This window comes from Amycolatopsis sp. NPDC102522 (assembly GCF_055584485.1).
In genome coordinates this window covers 1-17,846 of record NZ_JBVJLY010000017.1, presented here as the reverse complement: position 1 = coordinate 17,846, position 17,846 = coordinate 1, and the positions used below count along the sequence as shown (strand labels likewise).

Annotated in this window: 17 protein-coding genes and 1 pseudogene; 7 read left to right on the top strand and 11 right to left on the bottom strand. The window is 67.6% G+C overall.

Translation table 11 applies throughout. The features are described 5' to 3' along the window. Positions 1-4: 4 nt before the first annotated feature. Positions 5-3,319, bottom strand: coding sequence for a DUF5107 domain-containing protein (locus ACZ6YV_RS31035; protein WP_465512982.1), 3,315 nt, complete (start codon positions 3,317-3,319; stop codon positions 5-7). A gap of 92 nt (positions 3,320-3,411) precedes the next feature. Between ACZ6YV_RS31035 and ACZ6YV_RS31030 the strand changes: the two genes are divergently transcribed. Further along, complete coding sequence (locus ACZ6YV_RS31030) at positions 3,412-4,278, top strand: helix-turn-helix domain-containing protein (RefSeq protein WP_465512981.1); 867 nt, start codon at positions 3,412-3,414, stop codon at positions 4,276-4,278. Between the two features lie 59 nt (positions 4,279-4,337). Then, a complete protein-coding gene (locus ACZ6YV_RS31025) occupies positions 4,338-4,652 on the top strand; it encodes an IclR family transcriptional regulator domain-containing protein (protein ID WP_465512980.1) in 315 nt (104 codons plus the stop codon). 410 nt (positions 4,653-5,062) lie between these two features. On the opposite strand, the gene ACZ6YV_RS31020 is transcribed toward ACZ6YV_RS31025, so the two are convergent. From ACZ6YV_RS31020 to ACZ6YV_RS30985, 8 genes are read right to left on the bottom strand one after another with little or no spacing between them, the layout of a single operon-like run. Further along, complete coding sequence (locus tag ACZ6YV_RS31020; RefSeq protein ID WP_465512979.1) at positions 5,063-5,296, bottom strand: hypothetical protein; 234 nt, start codon at positions 5,294-5,296, stop codon at positions 5,063-5,065. A gap of 5 nt (positions 5,297-5,301) precedes the next feature. Further along, the gene (locus tag ACZ6YV_RS31015; RefSeq protein WP_465512978.1) at positions 5,302-6,651 is read right to left on the bottom strand and encodes a TRAP transporter large permease subunit; all 1,350 of its coding nucleotides are present in this window, start codon (positions 6,649-6,651) and stop codon (positions 5,302-5,304) included. Beyond that, positions 6,648-7,346: a molybdate ABC transporter substrate-binding protein gene (locus tag ACZ6YV_RS31010; RefSeq protein WP_465512977.1), complete on the bottom strand. Its 699-nt coding sequence runs from the start codon at positions 7,344-7,346 to the stop codon at positions 6,648-6,650. The genes ACZ6YV_RS31015 and ACZ6YV_RS31010 overlap by 4 nt, the downstream gene beginning before the upstream one ends. Beyond that, the gene (gene otnC, locus ACZ6YV_RS31005; protein ID WP_465512976.1) at positions 7,343-7,990 is read right to left on the bottom strand and encodes a 3-oxo-tetronate 4-phosphate decarboxylase; all 648 of its coding nucleotides are present in this window, start codon (positions 7,988-7,990) and stop codon (positions 7,343-7,345) included. Before otnC ends, ACZ6YV_RS31010 begins: the two co-directional genes overlap by 4 nt. Then, complete coding sequence (otnK, locus tag ACZ6YV_RS31000) at positions 7,987-9,222, bottom strand: 3-oxo-tetronate kinase (protein ID WP_465512975.1); 1,236 nt, start codon at positions 9,220-9,222, stop codon at positions 7,987-7,989. The genes otnC and otnK overlap by 4 nt, the downstream gene beginning before the upstream one ends. After that, entirely contained in the window at positions 9,219-9,827 is a 609-nt protein-coding gene (locus tag ACZ6YV_RS30995; protein ID WP_465512974.1) for a hypothetical protein, read from the bottom strand. The genes otnK and ACZ6YV_RS30995 overlap by 4 nt, the downstream gene beginning before the upstream one ends. Further along, positions 9,824-10,621: a hydroxypyruvate isomerase family protein gene (locus ACZ6YV_RS30990; RefSeq protein ID WP_465512973.1), complete on the bottom strand. Its 798-nt coding sequence runs from the start codon at positions 10,619-10,621 to the stop codon at positions 9,824-9,826. The genes ACZ6YV_RS30995 and ACZ6YV_RS30990 overlap by 4 nt, the downstream gene beginning before the upstream one ends. Then, a complete protein-coding gene (locus ACZ6YV_RS30985) occupies positions 10,618-11,601 on the bottom strand; it encodes a phosphoglycerate dehydrogenase (RefSeq protein WP_465512972.1) in 984 nt (327 codons plus the stop codon). The genes ACZ6YV_RS30990 and ACZ6YV_RS30985 overlap by 4 nt, the downstream gene beginning before the upstream one ends. A gap of 127 nt (positions 11,602-11,728) precedes the next feature. On the opposite strand from ACZ6YV_RS30985, the gene ACZ6YV_RS30980 reads away from it, so the two are divergent. The 3 genes from ACZ6YV_RS30980 (at position 11,729) to ACZ6YV_RS30970 (ending at position 13,565) form a co-directional block, all read left to right on the top strand. After that, the gene (locus tag ACZ6YV_RS30980; RefSeq protein ID WP_465512971.1) at positions 11,729-12,436 is read left to right on the top strand and encodes a GntR family transcriptional regulator; all 708 of its coding nucleotides are present in this window, start codon (positions 11,729-11,731) and stop codon (positions 12,434-12,436) included. A gap of 206 nt (positions 12,437-12,642) precedes the next feature. Beyond that, the gene (locus tag ACZ6YV_RS30975; RefSeq protein ID WP_465512970.1) at positions 12,643-13,137 is read left to right on the top strand and encodes an IS3 family transposase; all 495 of its coding nucleotides are present in this window, start codon (positions 12,643-12,645) and stop codon (positions 13,135-13,137) included. Next, entirely contained in the window at positions 13,134-13,565 is a 432-nt protein-coding gene (locus tag ACZ6YV_RS30970) for an integrase core domain-containing protein (RefSeq protein WP_465512969.1), read from the top strand. Before ACZ6YV_RS30975 ends, ACZ6YV_RS30970 begins: the two co-directional genes overlap by 4 nt. 94 nt (positions 13,566-13,659) lie before the next feature. Here the strand turns inward: ACZ6YV_RS30970 and ACZ6YV_RS30965 are convergent, their stop codons facing one another. Both ACZ6YV_RS30965 and ACZ6YV_RS30960 read right to left on the bottom strand, forming a co-directional pair. After that, positions 13,660-13,959 carry a hypothetical protein gene (locus tag ACZ6YV_RS30965; protein WP_465512968.1) on the bottom strand — a complete coding sequence of 100 codons (300 nt, stop codon included), beginning with the start codon at positions 13,957-13,959 and terminating at the stop codon, positions 13,660-13,662. Next, positions 13,956-15,212 (bottom strand): IS701 family transposase, encoded by a 1,257-nt coding sequence (locus ACZ6YV_RS30960; protein WP_465512967.1) that lies wholly within the window; start codon positions 15,210-15,212, stop codon positions 13,956-13,958. Before ACZ6YV_RS30960 ends, ACZ6YV_RS30965 begins: the two co-directional genes overlap by 4 nt. Before the next feature lie 1,899 nt (positions 15,213-17,111). Here ACZ6YV_RS30960 and ACZ6YV_RS30955 point away from each other — a divergent pair. Next, positions 17,112-17,457: pseudogene (locus ACZ6YV_RS30955) on the top strand (transposase); the annotation flags it as partial. A 72-nt stretch (positions 17,458-17,529) separates the two neighbouring features. Beyond that, positions 17,530-17,846: transposase (locus ACZ6YV_RS30950; protein ID WP_465512966.1), on the top strand; the 317-nt coding region annotated here is incomplete at its 3' end.

Below are 17,846 nucleotides of genomic sequence, written 5' to 3'. Positions count from 1 at the left end.
GCCGTCACCGCGTCGGAGTCCGAATCGATCGGGCGAGGTCCAGCGCGTCGACGTGGTGCGGGTCCTCGGTCAGCAGCGCGGCCAACCGGTCACCCGCGCGTGCGTGCTGCCCGTCGAGAATGTCGAGCTGCGCTCGCAGAAAGCGGACTCGGCGCAGCTGTGCGGCGGCCAGATCCTCGGTGAACAACAACATCGACGGCAGCGAAGTCGCGAAGTAGTCCACGGTCGCCGGGCTCGCCTCCAGCGTGTCGCAGAAGGCGCGCAAGGCCTCGGTGAGCCGGTCGGCTTCCTCGGTGCGACCAAGCCTGCGCAGCGCGAGAATCGAAGAGTAGGTCGCCTCGGAGTAGGGCTGGGTACTCATCCCCAGGAAGTCGCCCTGCTGTGCGGCGGCCAGCTCCCACGCCGCCCGATCGCCGAGCAGGTCACCCCGCATCAGGTGCAGCTGCGCGGTGTTCGCGAGCGGATGCCTTGCCTCGCTGAGGGATTCCGGCGGCGCGAACGCGTCGTCCACTGTGGATCGCGAACGGCACAGCCGGTCCCACACGCGCAGCACGTCGCCCTCGCCGCCCTCCCATGGCTGGAAGGTGCGGCCGAGCAGCAGTTCGCGGGCCTCGTCGAGCCGTTCGGCGGTGATCAGCAGGTGCGCGAGCTCGATGGTGGCGTCGTCCCGCGTCTCGACCAGGGCACGGTTCCGCAGGAGCCAGTCCAGCCGTTGTGCGGGCGGCACGCCGCGCCTCGCACTGAGCTGGTCGCGCTCGAAGATCAACCTGGCGTCGTCCCCCGCGACGGCGAGCGCGGTGTCGTAGGCCGCGCATGCCTGGTCGGCGTCACCGAGGTGGTTGAAGGCCGCGAGCCCCAGATTCCGCCACACCACAGGGTCATCCGGGTCGATCGCCGCCGCCGCGTTCCAGGCCGTGCACGCGTCATCAGGGCGTCCGTTGGCGTAGAGCCAGTGTCCGAGCAGCGCGCGAGCCCGCGCGTCCGTTTCGTCGGAACTCGCGGCCCGCTCCAACGTCAACGCGTCGTCCAACCGCGAAGGAAAACACCACGTCGCGTCGAGAGTTTGCGCCCTCTCAACGGCTTCACGCGCTTCGTGGTCTCTGCCCAGCCTGCGCAGCACCTCGGCTCGGTAGTACTCCAGCAACGGCCCGGCCGCTGTCTGCCCGATCGCGCGAGCACCCTCCCGCTCGCGGGCGACGTCGAGCACCCGCAGTGCCGCGTCGTGCTCACCGACGCCGACGTACTCCAGCGCGATGTCAAGGCAGGTCTGCGCGTCCGTGGTGAGAGGCAGGTCAAGCAGATCGCGCGTCCACCAGTCCAAGGGATCAAGCGCACGGGTGGCTTCGGCGAGTTCTGCCGCTTGCTCGTCTTTTCCGTTACGGCGCAACACGATCACCTGGAGCGCACGGGCTTGCAGGTGCTCCGGCTCGGTGCGCAGCACATCCTGAAGCCTGGCCAGCGACTCCCTGTTCCGCCCGTATGCGGCGTCGATGCGCGCCATGCGATAGCCCGCCGGTGCCCGCCACGCACGCGCCCAGGAGCTGGAACCGTATGCGTCGTAAGCCTCTTCGGTCCGGCCGAGTCGCTCCAATACGAGACCGAGGCAGTAGAGCGCGGTCGTGTCGACCGGGTTGGGGTTCAAGGTCTTCAGCCGCGAAACGGCTACCTGCAACAACTTCTCCGCCTCAGCGAAGTCGCCACGCTGGTACGCGCGCCCGGCTAGCCCGACATTGACCGCGACCTGCGCGGGATCGCGGCGCAACGCCTCACGCCAGTACGGCTCCGGCGAGCGCGTCGCGTGCCGGTACTGATCGAGGTGCGCGCCGATCACGGCCAGCTCTTCGACGGTCGGCACGTCCTCGGGCGCGGCGGGCTCGCGTGCCGGGGTGACTTGATCGTCCGCACTGGGAACCAGGGAATCCCACTCCACCAACAGTTCGTCATCGTGGAGGACGCGCAGCACGAGCCGGTCAGCGGGCTGTGTCAGCGTGATGTTCTCCTGGAAGGGCTTGCCCGGCGCGATGTCGGCGCGCACCTCGGCGACCTCGGCCCCAGCGCCGTCGACGAGCGACAAGCGGCATCCGGGGCGGTCGGCCGTCACCGCGACTCCGACCCGCGCGCTCGTTCCCCGGAGGTCCACCCGCACCGCGGCGTCCACCGTCGCCGCCTGCACCGGACCGATCTCCTGAATCGGATACCAGAACTGGGAAAACACCTTCGTCTCCCCGGGCGCGATGAAGGAGAAGTCCGGCTGGTTGTCGGTGAAGACCCCGGCCATCAGTTCGACATAGGCCGAACCGTCGTCGGTCAGATTGCGGCCCCACGCGTCACCGAACTCCGAAGCACCCCAAGTCCACTGCTTCTTCCCGACAGCGATCTGCCGATCGGCGACGTGCACGAACCCGGCCCGCGCGGCATGGTCGTAGCCGCCGAAGAACGTCTCCTTGCTGCCCACACACATGTACGAGGTCGGCACCGGGATGTTGCGGTACCAGTCAAGCCGGTCGCCGGGGACCCGCACGCCACCGGCGACCGTGCCGACCTCGTCGTGCCGGGCGGGGTAGTCGACCCCGTAGTAGGCCTGATCCGCGGCGGGGAAGCCGGTCGTCGCGCGCTTGGCGTGATCGGCGACCACGCGCACGTCACGGGGGAAGAACGACTGGTAGTTCTCATCCGCTCGCGCGGCGATGTTCGTCCACCACAGGAACGTCCTGGTCCGCTCGCAGCGGTTGTACAGCCGCACCCGCAACTCCAGGACGGAGCTGTCGGGCCGCATCCGGACGCCGTGCATCCCCTTCATCCGGTCGAAGGGGTCGTGGTCGGAGCACCACACGGTCACGGCGCCGTCGGGCTCGTGTTCGATCTCGACGTCGGCCGGTAGGAATGTGGCGGGGCGATGGTGCTGCGGCCAGTTGAACTCGACTCCGCCGGAGATCCACGGGCCGGTCAGGCCGACGAGAGCGGGCTTGATCACCGGGTTGCGATAGAAGAAGTCGTAGTCTCGGGTTCGGTCGAAAGCGACGTGAATACGGCCCCCGAGCTCGGGCAGCACCATCAGCCGCAGCCAGCGGTTCTCCAGGTGCACCGCGTCCCACTCCGCCGGGGCCTTCACCGGGCTGATCCGGTCATGGAACGGCAGGGGATACACCCGCCCGGAGGAGCCCTGATAGACGCGCCGGTCCAGGTAGGCGGGATACCGGTCGGGTGCCTCGGGAAGGTAGCTGTCGATCATCACCCCCGCCCGCCACGCCGCGACCCCGGCCTCGGCGTACTCGGCGGGGCGGGACGGCAGGATCAGCGTCGATTCACCCTGTGACATGCGGCAACGCTATGCCGGGGCACCCGTCCGGCGGGATGGCCGAATCGACCGAGTCACCTGGACGATTCGACTGCCGGCTGTACGGTGAGCGGATGCTGTTGCCCGATGGTTTCCCAGGTCAGCGGTTGCGCGTGCTGCCGCGGCCGCTGGTGGCGTCGGCCCTGCGCAGAGCCCCGACCTCGGGCCTGCTCGTCACCGACGCCGGGTACTTCCCAAGCGCGGCCAACCACGGCATGCGCCGCCCGCGCAGCGCACCGGAAGCCGTCGTGATCGTCTGCACCGACGGGGTCGGGCACTGCGAGGTCGACGGCAGGGTGAGCGTGATCAGGTCGGGAAACGCCCTCGTCCTGCCCCCATCCCTCCCGCACTTCTACTGGGCCGATTCGCGCGACCCCTGGACGATCTGGTGGCTGCACGCCGCGGGCTCCCAGGTCTCGGAGCTGCTCTCGGTCGTCACGCCGGAGGGCGGCGAAGCCATCATCGAGGTGCGCGACGCCTACCGGGCCGTCTCGGCGATCGACGACGCCATCGGCTTCCTCGAACGGGACGAGACCTTCCCGCACCTCATCTCGGCCTCCGGCGCGGGCTGGACCCTGCTGGCGCAGCTGGCCGCGGACGCGCTGAACGAAGCCCGCCGGCCCACCGAGCCGGTTCGCCAGGCGCTGGAGTACCTGCGGCACAACTTCGCGAAGCCGGTGATCGTCAAAGAGCTGGCGCGCACGGCGGGCCTGTCTCCCTCGCACTTCGCGGCCCTGTTCCGGATGGCGGCGGGCTGCGGCGTGGTCGAATACGCCAAGCGCCTGCGGATGGCCCGAGCGCGCGAGCTGCTGGCCACCACGTCCCGCGACATCTCCGAGATCGCCAGGACCGTCGGCTACAACGACGCGTTCTACTTCTCGCGCACTTTCCGCAGAGAACACGGTTGCAGCCCCAGCGAGTACCGACGCGGGAAGAACTAGTCGGCGCGGGTCACCAGGTTGTCGACGCGGGGGAGGCCCGGCCGACCACCGTCCACAGTTTGCCGGGGACTCGCGCCTACCTCAAGGGCGGCGCCCTGGAAGAACGTACCCGGCGCACCATCGTCGATCCGGACGCGCTGCGTGCCCGGCTGGCGGAAATTCGGGCCCGTGGCTGGTCGCTCAACCAGGAAGGCCTCAGTGACGGCATCGTCGCCGTCGGCGCGGCGATCCTGGACGCGGACGGCCACCCGATCGGTGCCGTGTCCGTGTCCGGCCCGACCGTGCGGATGACCGAGGCGGTGTTCGACGAACACGGCCGCGCCGTCGCGGAGGCGGCACACCGGATCACCCAGGGACTCGGTGTGGCCCGGTGATCCGCGGCGGGGGCATCAGCGACGTGCTTCGGAACGGAGGTCACCCGCTTCGTCAGCCGCAGGCCGCCAAGGGGGCAAGCGACTTGGCAACCGAGGCCGAGGTGACCTTCGTCGACGGCACAGCATCGAGCCGAGGATCTGCCCAACCCTAGTGAGCGAGGTTAGCGACACGGCTTCCACCGGCCTGGGAAGCCTGCTCGACAGTCTTGCGGCCATGACCTCAACTGACTCCAGTTCGTCCGCTGTGGACGCCGGAGCGCACAAGGTCCGAAGGCACGCCTGCTCGGTGTGGACCATTTTGACGGAACGCCGGCGGCCATGCTGAAGAGGGGGAGAGAGCCCGCGTACCGCCATCGACCGCAGATGGCGGTACGCGGTGCGGGGGTGGTGCTCGGCGAATCGTGGACGTATTACTCGTCGGGTGCGTTCTCGCGTCCTTCCCGTGTGTAGAGCAAGAGGAACGCGAGGATGCCCGCGATCCCGGCCATGACACAGACGTTGTCGGCGACGTCGGTGCCGAACGTCGTCATGATCGGCCCGGAGCCGATGACGATGCCGAGTGTTTGCCCGGCGACTACGACGAAGCCGCCGAGCAGGAAGGCGAACAGGCAGACGCGTGTCGCGGCGAGCAGTATCCGGTACACGGTGATCACGCTCCAGGCAGCCACAGCACGCCGACGGCGATGAGGACGCCGAACAGCAGGGTGGGCAACAGGTAGTAGAGGACAACCGGGACGAAGATCCGTACCGGGTTGATCTCGGCGATGCCCGCCGCGACGTAGAGCGGCGCGGCGCCGGGTGGAGAGCATCCCTCCGACGACGCCCACACGAGGATGGCCGCGAAGGCGACGTGCGGAGGGATGCCGGCGGCGGTCAGCGCGGCGAACGCCACCGGGCCCACGGCGGCGACCGTGGACGTCGTGTTGAGCGGCCCGGCGACGAGCACGATGACGACGCCGACCACGATGGCCGCCACCAGCGGGGAGACACCGGTAAGCCCCTCCAGGTACGGCTTGAGCTGATCGTCCAGGCCCAGGGTCTTCAGGACGTTCGAAGCGGCGAACGCGGAGATCATCGTGACCCCGACCAGGCCGAGCTTCGGCCCGACCGCGCCGAACAGGTCCCACCATTGCGCCCGGCCCTTCGGCAGGACCTTACGTTCGACGAGCAGTCCGACCAGGAGCATGACGATCGGTAGCCAGATGAGCAGCGGGATCGCGTCGGGCACGTTGATGCCGACGTGTGCCGAGACGAAAGCCGCCGTCGGGGGCGCGGTGAGCAGGATCGGGACGGCGATCGAGCCGAGGACGATCAGTGACGGCCAGCCGACTCTGAAGGACGCGCGGAGCGGGCGGATGTCCTGTGGTTCCATCGCTTGCACGCCGCGACGCTTCACGATGACGTAGGCCATGATCAGCCGCATTCCGACCATCCAGGCGCCGGTGACGAAGATCGTCGCGACGATGTCGCCCGCGCTGAGTACCGGCATCACCGTCGGCGCGGCCAGGAGGATGAAGAACGCGCCGCTGAACGGGAAGGTGGCGCCGACACCGGCGTTTCCGGACAGTACGAGCGCCGCGGTCTCCCCGCTGGCTTTGGATCGCTTCATCCAGGGGATGGTGATCGATCCGACCGTGGCGACGATCGCCGCGCCGTTGTGGGCGACAGCGCCGAACAGGCCGGAAGCGACTGTCGCGGCGTAGGCCGACCCGCCTCGGCGGCGGCCGAGGAACGAGCTGAGGATGTCGACCATCCGCTGTACCAGTCCGGTCCTGGTGAGCAGCTCGCTGACGAAGACGAAAGCCAGCGCGGCGAAGGTGATCTCGGACTTGAGCCCGTCGACGAGGCTTTCCCAGGCGACGGCGAAGAAGTCCGTGCCCGCGAACGCGGCAGTCACGAGGAAGCCGACCACCATCGCTTCGCCGATGTTGCGTTTGAAGACCACGTTCCACACGACGATGGCGGCGATGAACGCGACCAGCGCCAGGATCGCGTTCATGGGCGGGTCCGGGACGTGCTGTCGGTGACGAGGCCGGCGTCGCGGTAGGCGGCTTCGGCCTCCGCGCCGGAGAGGAACCGCAGGAGGTCAGCGGCTTCGGGCGGGGCCGAGCGGCCGAGCGCGGCCGAGAGTTCGCTGTAGTGCTGGGCTCCGTCCGGGAGCGGGCCGACGATCCGGGCCTGGGGCACGAACTTCAGTTCGCTGATCTGCTGGACCGCGAGGTCGGCGCGCCCATCGGTGACGGCGAGCGCGGTGAAACCCTTCTCCACGACGGTGGCGCGCGCGTTCACCTCGTCGGCGATCCCGAGGTCGTCGAGCAGCTTGGCGAAGTAGATACCGCTCGCGCCGCTGCGGGAGTAGGCGACCGATCGCGCGGAGGTGAGGGCTGAACGGAGAGCGTCCACTGTGTTGATGTCGGGGTCGTCGAGTTCGGGGGCGGTGGCGATGCCGATGCCGCTTTTCGCGAGTACGACCCGTGTATCAGGGGCGATCGCGCCGGCGGACGCCAGTCCGGCGAAGGCGTCGGACACGGCGATCACGACGTCGGGTTCGGCGCCAACACCGATTTTCTCGACCAGGAGGGTGGTGGGGTCGAACGTGACGTCGACGTCGACGGCGTGGTTCTGTGTGAACGCGGGCAACAGCACGTCGTCGAGTGCCTTCTTGACGGAGAGGGCGCTGAACAGGGTGATCATGGGGTGTCCCTTCGAGCGGGTGGGGAGTGGAGGGCGTCGCGCTGACGATCGGTCAGCGGCCGGGTGGAAAGGCCCCGCAGGAGCAGGAAGAGCTCCGCGGTGTGCTCGAGTTCTTCGAGCGTGTCCAAGGCGGTGTCGAGGTTCGTCCCGGCGACGACCGGGCCGTGGTTGGCGAGGAGCAGCGCCAGGTGCCCGGCGGCGGCTCGCGCGAGGGGTTCGCTGATGCCGGTGTCCCCGGGCGGGTGGTAGGGCAGCAGGGGGAGCCGTCCGACCCGCATCGCGAAGTACGCGGTCAGCGGCGGGATCGCGTCGTGCGGGTCGAGACCGTCCAAACACGACACAGCGGCGGAATACGTCGAATGCGTGTGCACGACGGCGTTCGCGGACGGCCGTTGCCGCAACACGATCGCGTGGAAGAAGGCCTCCTTCGACGGCGGTGGTCCGGCCAGGTGGTTTCCGGCGGCGTCCACGACCGACAGATCTCCTGGCCGCACGGTGCCGAGGCACGCCCCGGTCGGTGTGACGAGGATGTCCTCGCCGTGGCGCACCGAGATGTTGCCGGTGCGGCCGTGGGTGAGTCCGCGCTCGTACAGTGAGCGGGCCGCGGCGACGACCTGTTCGCGGTGGAGCCATCGGGTGCTCACGAGGCGGACGCCGTCGCGAGGAGGTCCGGATCGCCGAGGTTGCCAGACTTGAGCAGCAGGGCGGGGTGTCGGTCGTCCACGGGGTGGATCCACGGCACGCCCGGTGCCGCTTCCGCCCCGATGATCCCGCCGCGGACGTCGAGTGCGGTGACGACCGCTCCCGAGGTCTCGCCGCCCGCTGCCACGAGCCGTCGCACACCTCGCCCGGCGAGACCGACCGCGATGAGCCCGGTCGCCTTCTCCAGGATCCCGGCGGATCGCGTGACGCCGAGTTCTCGTTGTGTGCGCTGGAGATCCGCCGGGCTCGACGACGAATAGATCAACGGTCCGCCGACGTCCAGTGAGTCGTACCAGGCGAGCGCGCCCGCCGCGAGCGCGTCCGGGTCCGGGGTGGTCACCGGGTCGAGCCGGTACGCGGGACGGCCGAGCCGCAGCATGACGGCGACTTGCTCCAGCGTTCGCGCCGAGCAACTGCCGGACAGCACGGCGGCGGGACCGGACGGCGCGGGTGTCTCGGTCGCGAGTGGAGCGGTGGAAGCCCGCGCGGCGGCGAGGCCCGCTGCGAGACCGGCGGCGCCCGCGACGAGCGGCGAGTTCGCCGCGACCCGGCCCAGCAGGTGCAGGTCGTCCTCGGTGAGCGCGTCGACGAGGACGTAGCCGCTCGTGCCGTCGACGGCTTCGCGCAGCGCGGTTTCACCGCGCCGGACGACGTCGAGCGGGACAAGGGACACCGGAGTGGTGGTCTGCGCCCGCAGCAGCCGCGGCAGGTGCGAGTCCGTCATCGGGGTGGCCGGGTGGTCGCGCATGGGCGATTCGGCCAGCAGGATGCCGCCGACGAAGAGGTGCCCTTGGTACTGCGTTCGTCCATGCTCGGGGGAACTCGGCGTCATCGGGACGCTTCCGGACGACGAAGCCTGTGCGAGCGCGTCGAGAACAGGGCCGATGTTGCCGCGCGGCGTCGAGTCGAAAGTGGAGCAGTACTTGAAGTAGATCTGCTCCGCGTTCCGGTCTCGCAGCCATCGCAGGGCCTTCAAGGACATCGAGACCGCGTCCGCCGCCGGGATCGCGCGGCTCTTGAGGGCGATCACGAGCGCGTCGTGCGCCGATGTCACCTCGGATTCGGGTGGGACGCCGAAGAACAGCAGGGTGCGCAGTCCGCCCCGGCGGAAGGCGACGGCGACGTCGGTCGCGCCGGTGAAGTCGTCGGCGATCGCGCCGAGGGTGCCGGTCATCCGCCGATCACCGCTTTCAATCTGGCCGCCGCGCTGCGGGGTCCGGACACGACCGGTACGCCGAGTGCGGCCGACAGCTCGTCGGCGGCGGGGGCGAGCGAGTACTGGGCGAGCAGAACGAGATCCCAGCCGTCGCCTTGTTCCCGGCAGGTCTCGACGAGGTTGTCCGGCGCGAGCACTCCTCCGACCTCGACGGTGATTCCCTTCTCACGCGCGGCTTGCTCGAACCGTGCCGTCGAGTCGCTCAGCGCCGACGCCAGCGCCGCGACCACGAGGATCCTGGTGTGCCCGCTGGACAGCGCGTCGTCGAAGGCGGCCTCGTCCGGGGCCAGCAGTGGCACCGGCGCGTCGACCTGCTTGGTGACTTCGGCATAGAGCGAGCAGGTGAGCAGCACCCCGTCGGCGCCACCGGTGACCGCGTACTCGATGAGGCGGCGCATCCGGTCGTCCAACGCGGGAGTACGGCCCGCCTCGCCGACGTCGGCCAGAAGCCGGTCGTCGAGAATGTTCCAGGGCCGAGCCTGGGGGAATCCCGTCGCCAACGCGCCGACGGCGGGCGGGATCGCGGCGGGCGTGGCGCTGATCAACGCGATGCGAGGGTTCATCGGACCTGCTCCTCGATCCACTTCAGACCTGCTTCGGTGCTGGTCGCAGGCTTGTACTCGCAGCCGATCCAGCCTTCGTAGCCCTCGGACGTCAAGGTGTCGAAGACGTCGTTCCAGGGGATGCGGCCGGTACCGGGTTCGGCCCGGCCGGGTGAGTCGGCCAGCTGCACGTGCGCGGTCCGGGGCAGGAACTCCCGCAGCGCCGCGACGACGTCCGGCTCGTCGATGGAGGCGTGATAGACGTCGAAGAGCAGGCTCACGTGCGATTCGCCGATGGCGTCGACCACCGCGGCCGCGTGTGCCTGGTCGTCGAGGAGGAAACCCGGCGCGTCCTGGTTGTTCTGTGCTTCCAGCAGCAGCCGGACGCCGGTACCGCGTGCCTGCTCCGCGACCCAGGCGATGTTCGTGACGTACTGGGCGAAGGCACGATCGCGGGAGACGTCGGCGGGCCGGATCCCGGCGGGCAGGTGCAGGAAGGAAGCACCCAGGGCCGCGGCGTACTCCAGGCCGAGCTCCGCTCCCGCGCGGAATTCGGCGGCGCGCCCGGGCAGGCACGCGTAGCCGAGCCGCTCGGGGGAGCCAGGTTCGCCGGTGGGGGAGTTGACGAGGATCTGGGTCAGACCCGCGTCGGTGAGGCGCCGGAGGAGCGTGGCCGCGGGGTAGGAGTACGGCGAGGCGTACTCGACGGCGGTGAAGCCGGCCGCCGCGGCCGCTTCGAAGCGTTGTTCGAAGGGCAGTTCCGTGAACAGCCACTTGAGGTTCGCGTCGAGGCGGAGTCCGTTGTGGAGGATCATCGGCGCGCCACCGCCGTGTACCCGGGGTTGGCGAGGTTGCCGGGTGCCCGTCCCTGCAGGACGTCGATGACCTGTCGCGCGGCCATCAGGCTGGATCGGGACCGGGCCTGTTCGGTCGCTGCCCCGATATGCGCGGTGACCAGGACGTTGTCGAGACCGCGCAGCCTGCTGTCGAGTGGCATGGGCTCCTCCGTGAGCACGTCCAGGGCCGCGCCCGCGAGCGCGCCGCTCTCCAGCGCGTCGGCGAGAGCTTCTTCGTCCACGACCTCGCCACGTGCTGTGTTGATCAGGAAAGCCCCGGGCTTGACCTTCCGCAGGGCGGACGCGTCGATCAGGTGACGGGTGGACTCGTCGAGGAAGATGTGCAGGCTGAGGAAATCGGCTTCGGCCAGTACCTCATCGAAGGTGCGGGCTTTGACACCGGTCTCGGCCAGGAATTCCTCGTCCGGGTACGGGTCGTGGGCGACGACCCGCATCCCGAGCGACAGCGCCAGCCGCGCGACGGTCTTGCCGATCGACCCCAGGCCGATCAGGCCGAGCACGGCGCCGTCGAGTTCCCGGCCGCTGCGCTGCTCCCAGCGGCCTGCCTGGATGCTCGCGATGTTCTGCGGGATCAACCGGGCGCAGTTGAGCATGAGCGCCAGGACGTGCTCGGCGACCGATCGGCGGTTCGCGCCGGGGGTGTAGGTGACGGCCACGCCGCCGCTGGTCGCCGCGTCGACGTCGATGTTGTCGTAGCCGACCCCGCAGCGGCCGAACACTTTGAGCCGGGCGGCGGCCTCGATGACGTCGGCGGGGAAGGCGTCGGTGCCGGCGACGATCCCGTCGACGTCGCGGACGAGGTCGGCCAGGGGAGTGCCGGTGGCCTCGCGTTGCGCCGGGGTGGTGAAGACGGTGTCGAAACCCGCGTCCGAGAGCAGCTTGTCCACCTCGCCGCCGGGCTTCAGATACGAGGTCGTCACGAGTACGCGCATGGTCATCCGGTTCGTTTCTCCTGTTCACAGGTGCCTAGATGCAAATACTATAGGATCAGTGTCAATACTATAGCCAACCAAGGTGAAGGTTCCGTGCCGCGCGGGATATCGTGACGCGACGAAGGAGGGACACATGGCTTCCCCGCGGAAGTCCGGACGGCAGCCGCTCGCCGACCGGATGTACGAGGTGCTGCTGGGCCAGTTCACCGACGGCCGATGGTCCGCAGGCGAACCGGTCAACATCGGTGCGCTCTCACGGGAACTCGACGTCAGCCAGACCCCGCTCCGGGAGGCGCTGGCGCGACTCGAGCACACCGGACTCGTCCGCCGCGAAGCGCTCAAGGGCTACCGGGTCGCCCCTCTGCTCACCGAGTTCGAACTGATCAAGCTGATGGACGCCCGCCTGGTCCTCGAACCCGCGCTCGCCTACGAAGCCGCCCGCCGGACGACACCCGAATTCCTCGCGGAAGTCCTGGAGAGCGTCGACGATCTCGCGCGCGCAGCCACCTCACCCGACACGGCGGCCTTCAGCGCCTACTGGACGATCGACGAACGATTCCATCTGCTTATCGCCGCGCAGGCGGACAACCCGTTCCTCGAGAAGGCCTACCGATCGCTCGGGGGTCAGGTGCAGCGGTTCCGGTTCTTCGCCAAGCTCGGCTCGGCCAGGGGAGCCCCCGGACTGGCGGCAGAGGAACATCGCGCCGTCCATGACGCCATGGCGGCTGGCGATGCCGACGAAGCGGCCGCCTCCATGCGTCGGCACATCGAGAACGCGAAGCAGCGCGTGTTGGCGGACCGGAAGTCCGTCGAGGCGAGCGAATCGATGGCCGCCCGGTGATGTCACGCGGAGCCTGCAGCTCTCGACACCTAGTAGTGCTTTGTTAGGTCTCGGCGTGTCGTGGGGATGCGGGGTGGGGTGGGCGTTTCACTGTGTCGGTGACTCCTGATGAGCTTGCCCGCGCTGGATATTGACGAGCGGGCCCAGTTGGAAGAGCTGAAGCGTCAGGCTCGAGAACTCAAGATGGAGAACGAGTTCCTAAAAAAATGTGCGGCGTACTTTGCTCAGAATCAACAGTGACCGATAAGTACGAGTTCATCGAATCGCTCAAGGTTGACGAGAAGAAGTACGCCTATCCTGTCACGTTCATGTGCGCGCAGCTGGGCGTGTCGAAGTCGGGTTTCCATGAATGGAGGTTCCGTCCGGAGTCGGCGACCGCTGAGCGGCGCGAGCGATTGAAGCTTCTTACTCGGAAGGCGTTCGACGATTCGGACGAAACCTATGGTTACCGGCGCGTGCACGCCCAGCTCGAACGGTGGGACGTCGCCGCCGGCCCGGAGCTGGTGCGGTCGCTCATGCGCGAGCTGGGCCTGGTCGCCTGTCAGCCGAAACCGTGGCGCTTCAGCCTCACCGAGTCCGGCGCCGCCGGTCCGATCCCCGATCTCGTCGGCCGGGACTTCACCGCCAACGCCCCGGGAGTCAAGATGGTCGGCGACATCACTTATGTCCCAACCTGGGAAGGGCTTACCTGGCGACCGTGATCGATTGTCATACCAAGGAGGTCGTCGGCTGGGCGATGGGCGACAACTACAAAACTCCCCTGATATCCGAGGCGATCACCAGAGCGAAGCACGCATACGGGATCTCCGAGGACGCCATATTCCACTCTGACTGCGGTAGCAACTACACCTCTGCCGAATTCGCCGAGACACTGAAGTCACTCAAGATCAGGCAATCGGTCGGCCGGACCGGAATCTGCTACGACAACGCAATGGCTGAGTCGTTCTTCGCCGCCTTGAAGAACGAACGAGTTCACCGCACCGAGTATCCAACCTTGGCGCATGCACGCGAAGACATTGCACACTACATCGAATTCCGATACAATACGCGTCGGCTCCACTCGGGGATCGGGTACAGAACTCCCCGCGAGGCCCACCTCGAATACTTTAACAGGACGCAAGCAGCGTAGAATCACCCCTAAATCACTGTCCGGAAATCTCGGGGCTCATCAATGTCGGTGAGACGGGTTGAGGCGGCTGGATGACCTTCAGGAACCGCGCGGGTCAATGCTTGCTTGCCGACAGCGGTCGGACATGCTGGTGGCCGAGGCCGGACTCAACTGGCCGGACGAGGATGATGGCGAGGCCGCAGTGGCCAGAGACGAAGAATGCCGTGGCACCCCCCAGCATTTCGGCGAGATTTCCGAATAGGTCGCCCGGCAGACTGGATTTCGAATTCAGAGTACCTCCGCCGATGACGATCGGAACCGTCCTTGCCGAAAAGCGGCGAATCCGTTTGCGGCCGGGAGGCACGGGCCGGGATCGAAGCCTTCTAGTACTCCAGTCGTAGTTCGTGATGGTCATGGTTCGTGGGTCGATTGTCGCTGGTAGTGGCCTTGTTGGGCGCGGTATTGGTGGCGTCGGCGCCATGTCGAGCGGCGGATCCGGTGCGCGGCATCGAGAACGGGTTGGCTGATGAGTGTGGTGAACAGGTGGTGGATTTCGTTGCAGGTCAACGAGATCCACCCGCCGGTCGAGGACTTGGGGTTTCGTTCGGTGGATGCGATGACGGCGAGGAAGGCGTGGGCGAGCATCGCCATGACCGTCCAGCGGTGCCAGGAGGTCCACTGTCGGACCTGGTGCTGGTCGAGCCCGGTGAGGCCTTTGCTGGTCTGGAAGGATTCCTCGATCGTCCATCTGCGGCCCGCGACGTGAACCAGGATCCGTAGCGGTACTGGTTCGGGCGAGTAGCAGCGGTAGAACGCCAGCTCGCCGGTGGTGCGGTGACGGCGGATCAGCAACCACCGGTGCCCGTCGGGCTCGGCGGTGTCGATGTCGGCGAAAGCCCAGTCGTAGTAGCGATTCCCTTTTGCCCCAGCGCCGGCGGAGAGGCGTTGCCAGACGTGTTTGGGCAGCCTCGCGGCGACATCGTCAGCGCGCAGCACGCCGGCTGGAGTGCTGACCCGGCGGTCGCGGCCGATGGCGAGAACGTAGCCGACAGCGCGCTTTTCCAGGTTCTTGCGCAGGTGGGGGTCGGCTCCGTAAACCTCGTCCCCGGCGACCCACTGTGCGCGGACGCCGGCGTCGAGAGCGCGCCCGATCATGGTGGTCGCCAGCGCGGGTTTCGTCGCGAACGCGGTGTCGTCGGGGATTCCTGCGCCTGCGCGGCGGCCGGGATCGGTGGTCCAGGATTTCGGGAGGTAGAGGGCTCGGTCGATGAACGCGTGCCCGGCGTCGGTGGCGTAGGTGAGGTAGACCGCGACCTGGGCGTTCTCGATGCGACCCGCGGTGCCGGTGTATTGGCGTTGCACTCCGACGGTGTGGACGCCTTTCTTGAGGTCACCGGTTTCGTCGACGACCAGCACGGCGCCGGTGTCGCCGAGGTGTTCGGTGACGTAGTCGCGCAGGTCGTCGCGGACCTTGTCTGCGTCCCAGACCGCTTTGCGCAGCAGGTGTTGTATCCCGTCGGGGGTGTCGTCGCCGGCGTGTTCGGAGATGGTCCAGCAGTTCTTGTCCGGCAGGTCCGACAGCAGCCCGAGCAGCAGTGTTCGTGCTCGTCTGCGGGGTTCGACTCGGGTGAACCGGCCGGCGATCCGGCTGATCATCTCCTCGAACATCACCGCCCATCGGTCAGGGTTTACGCTGGGGCCTGCGGCCACCAGCCGATCAGGGTTAGTCCACACAACCGACCATGATCAACTGGTGGCCGCACCTGTTTTCGGGCAACCCACCAGCGACATCACGAAGTCCGGCTGGAGTACTAGGAACAGGCTGATCAGCTCACTGGTTGCTCGCCGTCTACGCGCGGCAGATCACCGATGTCATGTGTGAGACCCGGGCAGGCGGAGTTGGCGGCTGATATCAGGCCTTCGTCACCTGAAGGTAGTGCTGTTCACCCCGTTCGCCGTCGTGCTCCCGCACGGTCGTCCGTCGTGCCTCACCGCCTGCAGAACCGGCGTCAGTGAGTGCAGCTAAGTCCGCGTGCGCCGGATCCCTGCATACCGGAGACGGTGCCCCGCTGTAGGTGCGGGCCTGCGGACTAGCCAGATGTCAGCAGGACAGGACCGCCCCTCGACGCGGGGGAATTCGCCGTGGAGGGCTCGGTAGCGTCGCTGCGCATGACCCAGGGATGGCTGCCGCGGCCGAGTGCTACGCCACGCTCCCGGCGCTGATCGGCCGCGGTGGTGTCCTGTGCCGAGATGTCCGCGGCCGTTGCCCGTGGACAGTCCATGGGTGCCGGCTCGTCTTCGACGAGAGCCTGCCGCCGATCGGTGGACGGCTGGGCGGCAAGGATGTCCGCTGTAGGCGGCGACGCTTCACTGTCCTGACAGGATGACCGTCTCTCGATATCGAATTGTGTGGCGTCGAGGTGCAAGAGAGAAGTGCGGGGATGCTTTTCCGGTATCGGATGTCGGTCAGTCGACGGGCTGGCGATGGCGTAGGAGGGCGCCCGGTTGGGACGAGTCCACTGTGCACTGTCCCGGATCGCCACACTCGCGAGACCCAGCCCCCGCCGGGCGGGAGTCGTGTTGTCGGCGCGGATCACGAGCCCTGTGCCCGGCGGTGAGCGTGGAGAGTGAGATCACGATGAGCTGCGGAGCCTGGGCTTGCCCGCGGTCGCGGACCACCGTTGCCCGGGCTAGGAGAGCGGGCGTCCTGATTCGAGGTTGGTGCCGGTGCGGGGCGTGGGGCACATGCTGATGAGGCTGCCAAGGTAGAGGTCAGTGCTGCTTCCCGGGCGCAGAAGCGTGGTCGGGTGCTGCCGAAGAGGAGGCGGAAGTCGCGGTCGAGGTGCGCGTGGTCGGTGTAGCCGCAGTGGTGGGCGAGAGAGGCGAGTGGAGGTGGGTTACGGCTGTTCAGGAGGCGGATGGCGCGGTGGCAGCGGGCTATCCGGGCGACGGTTTTTGGGGGGCAAGCCGATTTCCCGGTGGAAGGTCTTGGTCAGGTGTTGCCTGGTCAGGCCGGTGTTGTCCGCAAGATCATGAACTCTGATGCCTTCGTTTGTCACAGTAAGGTACCGCCAGCTGCGGTCGAGTGATTTCGCGAGTTCGGGTTCGTGCAGGAGCCAGGCGGAGAGGCGGCGGTCCAAGATTCGGAAACGGTGGTTCGTGTCGCGTGCGTGCTGTAGTTCGTCGGTGAGGTCTCGGGCGCGCTGGCCGAGAAGGTCGTCTGTCCACACGCCTTTCCCTCTGCGCTTAGGCCAGCCAGGGGCCGGGTTTGATCGTAAGTAGGCGGAATGACAGGCCGCCTGCGCAAAGTACAATTCGTTGCTTGAGCTGCCGGGGCGGCTGACTAATAGCCGGCCCGGTAGCTCACGTCAGTTTTTCGCGATCAATAAGCCATTAATCAAAGATTGCTGACAGCGGACTTCTATCCTGTAACTCCTCGTGTTTGAATATCTTTCATAACCGTAAATCCCCGCCGGCGTCGGAGATTTTAAAATGCAGGGTCGGCGCGCATCAATTTAGAGCGTGTCTTACGTGGTGATCGGTCGTTGGTGAGCGATAATCTTGGCTGTGATTGATCGGTTGTCGTTGCGGTTGGTGCCGGATGAGCTGTGGGCGTTGGCGGAGCCGTTGATTCCGGTGTTCGAGCCGCGTCCGCAGGGTGGCGGCACTGCCCCGGTGGACGCCCGTGCGGTGTTCGCCGCGATCGTGTACGTGCTGACCAGCGGGTGCGCGTGGCGGGATCTGCCACCGTCGTTCGGGGTGCCGTTCCAGACCGCGCACCGCCGCTTCGGCCAGTGGACCAAAGCCGGTCTGTGGCGGGACTTGCACCACACTCCTGGACGAACTCGGCAGCCAGGGCCTCATCGACTGGAGCCGTGCGATCGTGGACGGAGCCTGCGTGCGGGCCAGCCGTGTCATGACAACCGTGTAAGCCATGGATGGACCAAGATCGGGTCGTCGAACGCGACCCAGAAGGGCTCCATCTGTGACCGAGAACACATCTGATCGTGCTGCGGGTCCCGCGGCCGGCGAGGCGCTCGCTCGCGTGTTGCCGCCGGAAACGCTCGATGCGCTGGTGAAAGACGCGTATGCGAATGGTGGGGCGCTGGGCGCGCAAGAATTGCTGAACGAGATGACCAAAGCAGTCCTCGAACGGGCACTGGACGCCGAAATGACCCATCATCTCGGATACGACAAAGGAGACCCTGCCGGGAACGGTTCCGGAAACTCCCGCAATGGCAGGTCCCCGAAAACCGTGTCCACCTCGAACGGCCCGGTCGAGCTCGCGGTGCCGCGCGACCG